The 12,525-nt window shown below is 34.7% G+C and carries 9 protein-coding genes; 7 read left to right on the top strand and 2 right to left on the bottom strand.

Annotated elements, in window-relative coordinates; genetic code table 11:
* Positions 1 to 103: 103 nt before the first annotated feature.
* Positions 104 to 2,104: a hypothetical protein gene (locus DIZ80_00595; protein RDH86005.1), complete on the top strand. Its 2,001-nt coding sequence runs from the start codon at positions 104 to 106 to the stop codon at positions 2,102 to 2,104.
* 79 nt (positions 2,105 to 2,183) lie between these two features.
* On the opposite strand, the gene DIZ80_00590 is transcribed toward DIZ80_00595, so the two are convergent.
* Positions 2,184 to 3,362, bottom strand: a complete 1,179-nt coding sequence (locus DIZ80_00590; GenBank protein RDH86004.1) for a hypothetical protein — start codon at positions 3,360 to 3,362, stop codon at positions 2,184 to 2,186.
* Between the two features lie 513 nt (positions 3,363 to 3,875).
* On the opposite strand from DIZ80_00590, the gene DIZ80_00585 reads away from it, so the two are divergent.
* The 6 genes from DIZ80_00585 to DIZ80_00560 all read left to right on the top strand — a co-directional run bounded on the left by DIZ80_00585 (position 3,876) and on the right by DIZ80_00560 (position 11,947).
* Complete coding sequence (locus DIZ80_00585) at positions 3,876 to 4,763, top strand: hypothetical protein (GenBank protein ID RDH86003.1); 888 nt, start codon at positions 3,876 to 3,878, stop codon at positions 4,761 to 4,763.
* Between the two features lie 368 nt (positions 4,764 to 5,131).
* Positions 5,132 to 6,118, top strand: coding sequence for a hypothetical protein (locus tag DIZ80_00580; GenBank protein RDH86002.1), 987 nt, complete (start codon positions 5,132 to 5,134; stop codon positions 6,116 to 6,118).
* A 5-nt stretch (positions 6,119 to 6,123) separates the two neighbouring features.
* Entirely contained in the window at positions 6,124 to 8,730 is a 2,607-nt protein-coding gene (locus DIZ80_00575; GenBank protein RDH86001.1) for a hypothetical protein, read from the top strand.
* 130 nt (positions 8,731 to 8,860) lie between these two features.
* Positions 8,861 to 9,052, top strand: coding sequence for a hypothetical protein (locus DIZ80_00570; GenBank protein RDH86000.1), 192 nt, complete (start codon positions 8,861 to 8,863; stop codon positions 9,050 to 9,052).
* Positions 9,053 to 9,452: 400 nt separating this feature from the next.
* The gene (locus tag DIZ80_00565; GenBank protein RDH85999.1) at positions 9,453 to 10,733 is read left to right on the top strand and encodes a hypothetical protein; all 1,281 of its coding nucleotides are present in this window, start codon (positions 9,453 to 9,455) and stop codon (positions 10,731 to 10,733) included.
* A 68-nt stretch (positions 10,734 to 10,801) separates the two neighbouring features.
* Positions 10,802 to 11,947 (top strand): hypothetical protein, encoded by a 1,146-nt coding sequence (locus DIZ80_00560; GenBank protein ID RDH85998.1) that lies wholly within the window; start codon positions 10,802 to 10,804, stop codon positions 11,945 to 11,947.
* Between the two features lie 22 nt (positions 11,948 to 11,969).
* Here DIZ80_00560 and DIZ80_00555 read toward each other — a convergent pair whose 3' ends face one another.
* Positions 11,970 to 12,155 (bottom strand): hypothetical protein, encoded by a 186-nt coding sequence (locus DIZ80_00555; protein RDH85997.1) that lies wholly within the window; start codon positions 12,153 to 12,155, stop codon positions 11,970 to 11,972.
* Between the last annotated feature and the right edge of the window lie 370 nt (positions 12,156 to 12,525).

The following is a 12,525-nucleotide window of genomic DNA, read 5'->3' as shown; positions in this document are numbered from 1 at the left end:
TGATGCTATTTTTCTGCTATAAGATAAGTATTAGCACCAGATTTATTATTTCATCTGGTAATCAAACAGAAACCTTTAGTTCATTGTTAACTATGAGAGTTTAATGATGACAGATAAACCAAATACAGAAAAGATAGAACCTGATAATCATCTGCGTACTGATAAAGAGCATTCAGCTGAAGAAAAAAATCCTGAGCCCGCCTCAGCCGGTTTTAAGCTGCAGGTGTCCGATGATCAGTTGTCGGTATACATAAGAGATATAACACCGGCCAGTGATGGTGGAGATGCGTTAAGTATCGAGATGATTGCTGCCAGACTCAAATCAAAAAAAATATCAGCCCCTGTTAATAAAGAAAACATTGAAGCTATTATAGAAGCACCCGGTAATACTCTTTCGGATGAACAGGCCTGTATTGTTCAAGGTAAACCACCAGTGGAGAGTCAAGATGCTATTTTTACCTTGAATATTCCAGAAAAATATCTAAATCATAATTGTGCTGTCGTGTTACCCGATGATGTAGTTGCTACTTACAGGGAAGCCATCAACGGTACTCCGGGAAAAAACGTCTACGGAAAAGTAATTAAAGTATCGCCTGGAAAAAAAGTAAAAATTCAGACAGGTGCAGGTATAAAAATCACCAAGAATCAAAAAGACGTTGATTATATTGCAACCAATCTTGGGGTAATTGATTACGAGCATACAGAGCGTATAGAAAAAATATCACTATCAAGCAGTGTAAATATTGCAGAAGGAAATATGCAGGCGTGTATGGATATTTATGCGAAAACTGTTAATGATGTAGAAATTACTACTGAAAATATTATTGAAGAGCTAAATCGAAATAAAGTTAGTTTTGGCTTCGATGAGGTAAGTATTCAGACAGCTCTCAGTAAAGCGCTAAATATTACAGGGCAACACCCTGTAAGCTGTGTATCAGATGTGGTAGTGGCTAATGGTCTGGAGTCTGAACCCTGTAAGGATGCCAAACTCATTATCAGTCTTGATAAAAATACTATTGGTGCCGAGATTCATGGCGGTTACATTGATTATCATGAGCAAGGTTATCCCTGGAATGTGAGTGAAGGTGACAGGGCAGGATACTTACTGAAAGCTAAACCAGGTGTTGAAGGAAAAACAGTACGTGGTGTTGCAATAAAAGTAAAGAAACCCAGAGAAATAAAATTAAAACTGCAAGGATTGCACATAGACGAAAAAGGCCGTTTGGTTGCAGACATGGACGGTGCATTAATCGTGAGCAATTTCACGCTAAAGGTTATCGATTTGTTAGTTATCGATAAAGTAGATTATGAAAAAGGTAATATTAATAGCAATATACCTGTCCATGTAAAAGGTTCTATCCGACCTGGCTTTATAATCGAAAGTGATGATAGTGTCATTATCGAATATAACGTAGAAGACAGCACTATTCGAGCTGAAGGTGATATTGTTATTAAAGGAGGTATTAGAGGCGTTAAAAGTCGAGTTTATTCTCCTTCAAATATAAATGTCGGTTTTATAGAAAACGCGAAAGTTTTTGTTAATGGTGTGCTCACTGTTACTGGCAGTATTCTCAATAGTACTGTTGCTTCTAATGACACTATTAGAGTCGGCGTGGGTAATCCCAAACACAGTATGGTTGCTGGAGGCGAAATTACGGCTAACAATCATCTGGAAGTTTCTGAGTTAGGATCAGATGGTTTCGTTAAAACAGTTGTTCATATTGGTGTCGCCCAGGAAGAAAGGCGAAAAATTCGGCTCATTGATGATGATATAGAGAAAAATATATTAAACCTGAAAAAAGTTGATCAGCTTGAAACACGTCATCGAATAATGCCAGTCAAAGAAACAAAGGATATTATTTTTAAACTTCAGATAACACGTAAAGCTCTGGTCGATACTAAACAGAAACTGGAAGAAAAAAAATTAAAATTAATTGAAGAAATAAAAGATAAAAATGTTGGTAATGTTCGTGTCAACAAATTCACCTATCCTGGAGTGATTATATTTATTCAGGATAAAAGATATAAAGTGAGTAAAAAACTGGAAGCAGGAAGTTTTGTGTATGACAGGAAAAGCGACAAGGTAAGGTTTATTAAAGATTGAAAACTGGTGTCAATTAATTTTCTGATTATTTATTGTATTAAAAAATAACCCGCTGCATGTATGGGTAATGCTTAATAAATCAAATGTTTTTCAGGCTATCTAGTCGTTCATCAAGAATATGTTCAAGTTCAATTTCTCTTAGGGATGTTCTCAGGTGTGTTTTAACCCGGGCTAATAATTCCTGATTGTTGAATGGTTTAATTACATAATCGGCAGCACCACTATTCAGGGCTTTTACAATATAATCTTTATCTGAGATTGATGAAATAACAATAACGGGTATTTTTTCAATATCTTTATTGCTTTTAATTTCATTTAAAACATCAAAGCCAGACATCTCAGGCATTATCAGATCGAGTAGAATTAAATCTATCTGTTCATTTTTAAGAATGCTAAGAGCCTTTTTTCCATGGTCAGCTAAAATAACGGCCATATTATTTTTTTCAAGAAGTTTTTGAGCATGCATGAGGATGAGTTTATCATCATCAATAACTAATGCTTTAAGACCTTTAGGTTTTATATTCAGGTGTTTTTTAGATTTTCTTTCCCTGTTAGATTTAAACAGGTTGCTTTGTAATCTTTTAAGTCTAATTCTTAATCCATTGATGTTTTCAAACAGGTGCCCCATTTCCCCAATGGACTCAGAGGAAACACGATTATCAAATCGACCATGAGATATCATTTGAATTTTATGAGTCAGTTTTTCAAGTGGTCGTGAAATGACTTTTTCAAGTAACCATGAGAGTAAAACGCTAGAGATAATTACTATTAATGCAGATATTGCGGTTATTTCAACAACGCGTCTGGCCAGATAGTTTTCGATTTGTTCTGTGGACAGGCTAATTCTTACAAAGCCGACTTCCGTTTTATTGTCAGGGGAGTAGATCGGAGATTTAAAATATTTTAATGTTTCAGGTCGTAGCTTCTCTCTTATTGAACCACTATTTATTGTTAGAAAAGGCGTGTTGTTTTTGTAAAATGATACGTGATTAATAATTTTCTTATCGGCTATCAGTTTATTGGCATAACGGGTTAATAAATCGTGATCAGCTGTGGAAACAGGTCTGATAGCATAAGCAGATAGTGATGAGGCGATATTGTCTCCCTGATAATTAAGTTCATTTATCAGGCCTGACTTTTCTGAATTGTACAGGCTGATACCAGTAACAATACTTATTATAGAAAGAGATATCATTACTGGAATAATGATTTTAGATTTTATGTTTGCATCCTTCCAGTAGTTATGTAAGAAAGTCATAACAGCTCCGATTTATCTGCAATAAAATTTGTCTTTATATTAATGTTAGTAGAATAGTGATTAATTTAAAGCACTATAAGCCTGTTTATCTGATTTTTCAGCTTAGTTATGATGATTGAGCTGGAAAATAAATGGCACAACACTATTTCTAAATATGATCAAACGAGTTAGTGATACGGTTAAGCAGTAATGCAGTGAAGAAAAAAGGTGTTTATATATCCTGGAAGTTATTTACAGTAAGAAACTAATCTATATCAACTTCATTAAATTGATAAAATCTAATATAGGTATAACGTATTGAATTCAAAGTTTATTTCAAAAATTAAAATCCAGTTACTTAATCTTAGCATTTAAATCATTTTGATCAAGATCAATTAAGAAATTCTTATGTAATTAAATGAACGAAAATGAACGAACAAATGACTAACGCTATTTTTCCAGCCGTATTAAAAATGTACCTGTAGCAATATAAAAATTAACTACCAGAACAACCCAAAAGGCCTGGAGGAAAAAATGAAAAAAATAGCATTACTTATCTTTAGTCTGGCTTTCAGCTTCGCACTACCCACGAGTGTTGTTGCTCAAAGTAAAGCGCTTGCTGATGTAAATAACGCATGTGGTTATGAGGTTATTGCAGACTGTTCCGGATGTCACTACGGTGATATTTCACCCACATGGGAGCAAACGACATATCAAACAGAAGGTGCCTGTGCTTTCTGTCCTGAAGTTGCCAGTTGCTCTGCAACACCTCCAACCGAGGCAGAACTACTTGCTGATGCACGTAGTACCGCCAGTGATTATTTTAAATCGTTGTTTAAAAGTTTCATTATGGCAATGAAGGGCACGGGAATGATGAACCCAGATGGCAGCATCAATAATCCGAATATATTTGCGGAAGTGTTTCCACGTTGCCCGGAGTTAGGTCCCGAAATTGCCTCGAACTTTTCCCGTTCAACAGGTTATCTGGTAAGGCGTGTTACTGAACGCACTCGTAATTCACGAAACATTCCAGATGAATGGGAATTGAAACAGTTGAAACAGTTTGTAGAAATGGCTGCTGATGGCGATACACGAACCCAGTTTGATATCCCCAAACCAGATGGCACTATTTTGCCAACTAAAGAGTTCGAGTCCTACGCTATGGTGACAGAAGGAAAGGGTAACGATACTAATAGTTATTTCCGTTATATGCGTTCCATCACCATGCCAGGTATGCCAAGCGAGGCACCATTCCTGCCTTGCCTGAAATGCCATGGTACATATGATCAATTAGGCCCCGGAGTTGCAGATGCAGTTCAGACAGAATATCCACATGATCTGTCTATGGGATACAAAAAAGGTGATGTCCGAGGTGCATGGACAGTTAAGATACCACTTGATTTCAGAGTGCATGGGAAATAAAGCAACTTAGCGTTAAATATAAAGGGGGGAGGTGACATAAGGTAATTAGTAACTTTTTGTTGCCGACTTCTTTTTATTTTATTTAATACTATGAAGCAACTATTTAAGACAATAATGGGAGATGCTGCTAAATAATTTGCTAATCACAACAGACCCAATAAATCGACGAAAAACCGCGCCATATATCGATTGTTTCTAATGTTCTAGGCGTCTTTGTCCCTGATTAATACTGGATAACGACGAATGTGACTATTCAGAACGTTGTAATTAACCCTAATCCTCTAAGACCCACACAAGGAGGTATTAACTTATATTGGAATTGTTATATTTATTAAGTTATTATTTAATACTATGCGACGGAGTGTTAAATGATCCAAAACAATTCTAAATCCATATTTACTTCTCTTTTTTGGATTGTTGTAGTCGCATCGCTGTTTATTTCCTATCTTCTTTTATCCCCTGGTAATGGCACTATACATATCGGCCTCAATGACTGGACCGGATATGATCCTTTACGTATTGCTGAACACAAGGGCTTTTTTCTCAAGCATGGCGTAAATGTGAAAGTTGATCGATTTAAATCGGCTGAAGATGAAATGCAGGCCATGCGAGAAGGTCGATTACAGGGGGCTGGCTTTACATTAGATGAGGCGGTTAACCTGCATCAATCTGGATATCCTCTTAAAGCGGTATTGGTGGTCGACTTTTCTATGGGGGGAGACATGATTATTGGGCAGGAGTCAATCGAAAGAATCGATCAAATTAAAGGTAAACGTATTGGCTTTGAAGGAACCTTAGTCGGTGAGTTTTTGCTGCATCGAGCGTTACGGAATAACCTGATCAAATCATCAGATATAGAACTGGTTCAAGTTAAGGGTGAAGACTGGATATCCGCTTTTAGTAATAAAAAAATTGATGCTTTGGTATGTTATAACCCTGATGCAACAACATTAATTAATCACAATAAGGCAAATCTTTTGTTTAGTTCTAAAGATATTCCTTATGAAATAATTGACGTGCTTGTATTTGAAGAGGGTTTTTATAATAAAAATAAAAAAGATGTCATTAATATTGCTAAAGCCTGGTTTGATGCGGTTGAGTTAGATGTTGATGACGCGGCAAAAATTGTTGCTGCTGAAAAAAACATTACTGTTGAGGAGTATAAAAGAGGTTTGACTCAGTTGATTGCTCCAGGTTTGCAACAAAACAAAAAAATATTCAAGCCTGAAAGTAAGAGTAATATCTATAAGTACTCTCAGGTGATTATAGATTTTATGCTTGATAGAGGGTTAATAAATAATAGAGTTGATACTGATAGTTTTTTTTCTAATGAAGTGGTTGAAGGAATAAAATAATAAGAATGTTTTCAATGTTTAAATTTAAATCAATACGTTCTCGCCAAATGTTTTGGCTGTCTATTGTTGGGATTTTACCGGTTATTTTATTTTCTACAGTTTTTTTCTTGCAACATCTTAATGCTATAAAAGCTGAAAATTTGTCGCATCTTGTTGCGATTCGAGATTTAAAAGTTCAACAAATAAATCAATGGCTTACTGAAAGAGTAGGCGATGTTTATGCTATGTCTTCAGTCACGCAACAATATTTATTTGAAAATAAAAATACATCTTCTCATATTAAAAATGATTTAAGGAATATATTGAAGGTTTATCGTGATAAGTATGAGTCATACGAAGAAATATTTATGATTGATAAAAGATCTGGCAGTATATTTGTATCAACGGATTCTGATCAAGAAAATAAAAATAAGTCTGATGATTTGTATTTTTCTGAGGTTATACGTACTAAAAAAGAATACATTAAAGATGTTTATTATTCGGACACGCTAAACAAGACATCGATGAGTTTTTCTATTCCTGTATATAATAATGATATTGATAAAGAAATGAATTATGTTCTTGTTGCGAGGATATCGCTTGATTATTCGTTGTTTAAAATTATCAAAGAAAACACAGCAATGGGAGCTACAGGTGAAATATTAATTGTTAATAGCAGCGCTCTTGCTTTGAATGAATTGAGGCATTCATCAGAGTCATCTCTTAAATTAAAAATAACTGCCTTACCCGCTGTGAATGCAGCTAATGGTAAAACGGGAGTAATTGAAAGTAATGACTATCGAAATATTCCTGTATTGGCAGCATATACTTATTTACCCAGAACTGGCTGGGGGGTAATTTCCAAAAAAGATTTAAGTCAGATCTATGGGCCAACTTATACGTTTGTTAAATACGCATTTTTTATAACATTTGTGTTTTCTTTGTTCATTATAGCTGCTGCAGTATTTTTGTCAGGGAAATTGACATTGCCTCTCATACGCATGGCTGATGTTGCTAAACGTATACGAAGAGGTGAATCGGGTCTTAGAAATGAAGTTTCTGAGATGGATGAAATCGGTTATTTAGCTTTGTCATTTAATGAAATGTCAGAGGCACTTGAAAAAGAGAAAAAATTATTAAAGAGTCATTTACAAAATACAGTTGATTCAATGCCTTCTGTATTGATTGGTATTGATGTTAATAAGAATATTATTATCTGGAATGAGCAGGCTCAGGAATTATCGGGTCATACTGAAGAGCAGGCGGTTAACCATAATCTCTATGATGTAATGTTATTGCTTAAAGAATATGATAATCAAATTAGTGCTGTAATTTTAGGTGGTGATCCAAATATAATACGCAAAGTTAAATTTAAAAAAGGAAGTTATAAAAAAACATATGATTTGACTATCTATCCTTTAAGTGAAGGTGAAACAATAGGTGCTGTAATAAGAATAGATGATATTACTGCACAACTGGATAAAGATGAAATTATTCGTCATTCACAAAAAATGGATGCATTAGGGCAGTTAACAGGTGGTGTAGCTCATGATTTCAATAATATGCTGGGTGTTATTCTTGGTTATACTGAATTGTTGAAACTTGGAATAGATAAAGAGGATAAGTTTTATAATTATGTTTCAGAGATTTATGTGGCTGCTGAAAGGGCTAAAAATCTGACTTCAAAATTGCTTAATTTTTCCCGTAAAGGTGGTAGTCAGGATGTGGTTGTCGCCAATATTAATGACCTGATTCTTGGCGAGCGATCAATGTTGGAAAAAACACTGACGGTAGCAATTGAATTAAGGGTCGAGTTGGCTAATGAAATATGGCCTGTTTGTATTGATAAAAACTTACTTGAAGATGCTGTTTTGAATATGTCTATTAATTCTAAACATGCCATGCCAGATGGTGGGGTGTTGACCATCACAACTCAAAATATTTATATTCAAAATCAAAATCAAAATCAAATTGATATAAAACCGGGTGAATACGTCATGTTAACCATAAGTGATACTGGTCATGGCATGTCTGATGATGTGCAGGGTAGAATATTTGACCCTTTCTATACAACAAAAGGGCAAGGTGGAACGGGGCTTGGTTTAAGTCAGGTGTATGGTTTTGTGCAACAGTCTAAAGGAACTATTCATGTATATTCAGAACCAGGAATTGGTACTCGTATATCGCTCTATTTCCCGCGTAGTGACAAAGAATCAGGTAATGATAAAAAAGAAATTGCGGATTTTATAGAAGGAGATAGTTTAAATGGGAATGAAACTATTCTAATTGTTGATGATGAGAAATCATTGTTAATTCTGGCGTCAAATATACTTGAGTCAGTCGGTTATAAAGTGTTTACAGCTTTAAATGCTGATGAAGCGCTTAATATATTAAGTTCTAATTCTGAATCAATAGAACTGGTGTTAACCGATGTAATAATGCCAAAAATGAGTGGTTATGAGTTGGCCTGGGTAATAAAGGATAAGTACCCTAAAATAAAAATCCAGATAGTGAGTGGTTTTATTAATAAATCAGAGGAAAATTATTTTGATCAGGATTTATATAATGAAAGGCTGACTAAACCCTACAATAAAAATGAATTATTGAGAAAACTTCGTAATCAGCTGTCGTAAAATAATTTAATTTTGAAAAACTGAAAAACCAGGTCAGATCTCTAATATTAGAAATAATTGAGATTTGATTCTGGTTTTTCTGGTTTATATATACGGAATATTTCTGATATAGAGCTAAAAACTGTTTAGGATGTATCAGGGCATTTTTAATGCTATTAACAATACACCTGATGGGGTACAGGCAGGTGATACCATCAGTTGCAATCAATTATTGCCTGAAGGTAATGTAATAGATAGTGATATTGGCTGTGCAATACCCGATTCTGATGGTTTGAGAAATGTTTTTATTCCTACTACGCTATGGTTATTTGGTCAGGCTTAATAGCTTTAGTAGGATTTACGAGGCGTAAAATCAACTAATTAACAAGAGGGGAAGTCCAATTTGTCTTCTTCTTACTATTAAGTCATTTCCTTGAAATAAAAAATAAAAGATATGTTCTTATTGTTAATGCTTATGTTTAACTGGACTTTTTATAAAGAGGGGATTACTCTTCCTGCTCAAGGACGGTACAGATGATTGTAATATCATATTGTCTTGAGTTTTGTCATGGAAGTCTGTCCCACTAGTTATAAATTTTACTAATGAGACTTAAAGATAATAAATATTATTTCTCAGTTTCTTAAACTGAGCTCCATTCTTCTCTGATATTTTTGTCCTGATCAAATTACTTCGATTGATATGATCAGTGAAATTAATGTCTTGAATATTGGGGGTTCAGTCAATGTTAGTTTATATTACCAACAGAACGTTAAAGAAAACGCCAAAAACCGGTGTAGTGACACTTAGTCACGAGCAGATACTTACAAAGCTTCGTAAACCTGGCAACCAGAAGGATGCTATTTACACGGGTTTAGCTGAAGGTGATTATCAAAAAATCAATTTTTACCCTAAAGGTAAAGAGCAAGATTTATTTAACTCTATTTCTGAAGAAGAGCTAGCTAAGCCCTGGGTTGTTTTTTTACATGGCTTTCATCAGGATGTGAGTGAAACAATTGAAAAAGCGCATAAGCTTAATAAAATTCATGGCGTCAATGTGGTGTTGTTTTCATGGCCATCCCGTCCTAATCCCATTAAGTCATTCGATAAAAAAGATATTAAAGCACAGCTTAAACAATATCTTATATCAACTATTGGTTACGCTGCCCGACCCAGCTTAGTTAGCTTTGCAGCGGGTGAGTTGAAAAAAATGCTTGATGATTATTATACTAACTATAAGCCGGCGCGAATTAATGCTGAAGCTTCAACAACTGATTTTTATGCTGCACTGAAATTAATTAATACTCATCTTCGCCCTCATGTGAAATCATCGCAGATGACAATGATTGTTCATAGCATGGGTAACTATTTACTAAAACGAACAATAGCTGATAAGGGTGCTCTTCCGCTTATTTTTAAAAATATCATTTGTCATCAGGCCGATATTAAAGCGTCTGATCATTCATCATGGATACCTGTGCTTTATGGTTATGTAACTCAGGATCTGTATATAACAATTAATAAGTATGATGTGGTTTTAGGTGCGTCTTCTGTTTATCGATTGTCGCAGAGAATACTTGATATCGAAAGAATGGGGAGTTCGACAACAATTCGTGCGAAGCGTAATCATCAGGGATATATTAATAACACAGTTAAATATATTGATTTTACAGATGGACGTGGCATTGAGAATAAGCATGAAATATTTACCTGTCCTGGCCAGGGTAGAGATTATAAAGGAAGTTATGACCCGCTAGAAATTGATCAATATGTAGTAGATTTATTTACTCGAATTCTTGCTGGCAAGAAGGATGGCTTACCTAATAAAAAAGGAAATAAAGCAGCAGGTTTTGCCTGTATGAAGACCATCCCTAATATTTATAAACCAGATCTTATTGTCGAAGATCCAGATTTATGCCAGTGGTCTGATGAGTGGGATTGCCTGATTTCGTCGTTGAAAGCATTTGTAGACCCTTATAGAGATGGAATAGATGATGGACCTGATCCTGATTTTGACGATTTTTAGACTTAATTACTAGATACTTTATTGCTTCTTAATTCAGATAAATACTATTACTTGTGAGTAAAATAAAAATGAAAAAAATTGAACTGTTTTATGCAACTAACCGTGCTCATACCGGTAAGAAAAGAAATAACCCAGATAGCTATGGATCAAAACCGAGTAGTGATGGAGGCGAGAATTTACGTTTTGGTCGAGTTACACTTGATAATCTTGACGATAAAAAAATAAATGAATGTTTAAAAGATAAATTAGATTACGGTGTAGGTAATGGTGTTGACCTTAGTGATTATTATCTTTCGCAAATAAAAAATGTAACTATTCATGCTATTGAGGATGGCCTTGATACAGATATACCTGATATTTCGCAAAAGAATAATAAATTGGGTTCAGTGCAAACATTTCTTTCATTAAAGAAAAAAATGAGTAAAAGTTGTGATGTGGTTATATATATCCACGGATATAGTGTTAGTTGGGAAGATGCCGTTGCATCAGCTATGGCATTACAAACTACGTTAAATGTTGATAGTAAAAAGGTTGATGGTAAAGAAGTTGTTGTAATCTTATTCTCATGGCCTTCCGATGGTCAAAAATACCCTATATATTCTTATAAATCAGATCGTGCAGATGCGGAGTTCTCTGGCAGCGCCTTTGGTCGAGGCATATTAAAATTACGAGATTTTCTGATGAAGGAGAGAACACGTGAAGATGGTGTGATGTTATGTAATCAGGAAGTGCACCTGTTATGCCATTCTATGGGTAATTATGTGTTACAAAACACTTTAAAGCGTTTAATCGAATTTAATCATGGCATGAGACTGCCTCGACTGTTTGATCAAATATTTATGTGCTCACCTGATGTAGATGATGACGCATTAGAAAAAGGGAAACCGTTAGCAAGGCTGCAGGAGCTGGCTACAAATGTAAATATTTATCATAATAGCGGTGATGTCGCTATGTACATATCTGATTATACCAAACAAAATTCTGATCGACTTGGCTTAAATGGAGTTGAAAAAGTGGCTCAGCTTAGTCAAAAAGTACATCAGATTGATTGTTCTAAAATTGTGACCGGTATGGTTGAGCATAGTTATTATTTAAACGGAAATGTAAATGAGGATATCAGGCATAGTATTGCCGGTGTAAATCAAGATGACACTATTACTCGACAGAGAACTGCTCGTCAAAATGCATGGCCAAATGTATGGGTGATGAAATAATCAAATATAGATGAAATATGAACTAATTATTTATAATAGTTTGAACTTCACGCAATAAAAAGGAAGATTTAATACAGGCATACTTTTCTTCATGTTTTTCAGGTGTTACAAAGACAGGTGCCAGAGCATAATTGTTTCTAATATTAGAGAGTATTGTGCTCTGGCACCATTTGTTACAATTGGTTACAAAATCCGCTTCAGAAAACATACCCCCTAATATTAGAGACAATTGTTCTCTTACCCCAATGAGTTTTCTGATTAATATTATCTATTTAGGCGTTCTATGAATATGGGCGTTATCTCTTTGATTTTATTGGTTTTAATAAGGTATAACAGCGCCCCTGATGTTGGTTTATATACGTTTGAATTAAGTTAAGATTAAGTTCTCAAAATAACCATAACCCGAGTATTAACGGGTGGTTTGACAGGTACAGTTGCGAGTTATTAGTTACTCTTCAAGTGGTTATTTTTTATAAGTAAATGAGTTACGGTGAATTTACTACTAAAGTGATCTATTATTAATAATGATGACTGTTTATTGGGGGCTATAGAGCATAAACATCAAATATTTGTAGTTA

Source organism: endosymbiont of Galathealinum brachiosum (genome assembly GCA_003349885.1).
Taxonomy (GTDB): Bacteria; Pseudomonadota; Gammaproteobacteria; order SZUA-229; family SZUA-229; genus SZUA-229.
This window is presented reverse-complemented; position numbering and strand designations above follow the sequence as displayed.

Bases quoted from the DNA above. Each gene is read 5' to 3' on its own strand.
- DIZ80_00595 (RDH86005.1), top strand. From the start codon at position 104: ATGATGACAGATAAACCAAATACAGAAAAGATAGAACCTGATAATCAT.
- DIZ80_00590 (RDH86004.1), bottom strand. From the start codon at position 3,362: ATGACTTTCTTACATAACTACTGGAAGGATGCAAACATAAAATCTAAA.
- DIZ80_00585 (RDH86003.1), top strand. From the start codon at position 3,876: ATGAAAAAAATAGCATTACTTATCTTTAGTCTGGCTTTCAGCTTCGCA.
- DIZ80_00580 (RDH86002.1), top strand. From the start codon at position 5,132: ATGATCCAAAACAATTCTAAATCCATATTTACTTCTCTTTTTTGGATT.
- DIZ80_00575 (RDH86001.1), top strand. From the start codon at position 6,124: ATGTTTTCAATGTTTAAATTTAAATCAATACGTTCTCGCCAAATGTTT.
- DIZ80_00570 (RDH86000.1), top strand. From the start codon at position 8,861: ATGTATCAGGGCATTTTTAATGCTATTAACAATACACCTGATGGGGTA.
- DIZ80_00565 (RDH85999.1), top strand. From the start codon at position 9,453: ATGTTAGTTTATATTACCAACAGAACGTTAAAGAAAACGCCAAAAACC.
- DIZ80_00560 (RDH85998.1), top strand. From the start codon at position 10,802: ATGAAAAAAATTGAACTGTTTTATGCAACTAACCGTGCTCATACCGGT.
- DIZ80_00555 (RDH85997.1), bottom strand. From the start codon at position 12,155: ATGTTTTCTGAAGCGGATTTTGTAACCAATTGTAACAAATGGTGCCAG.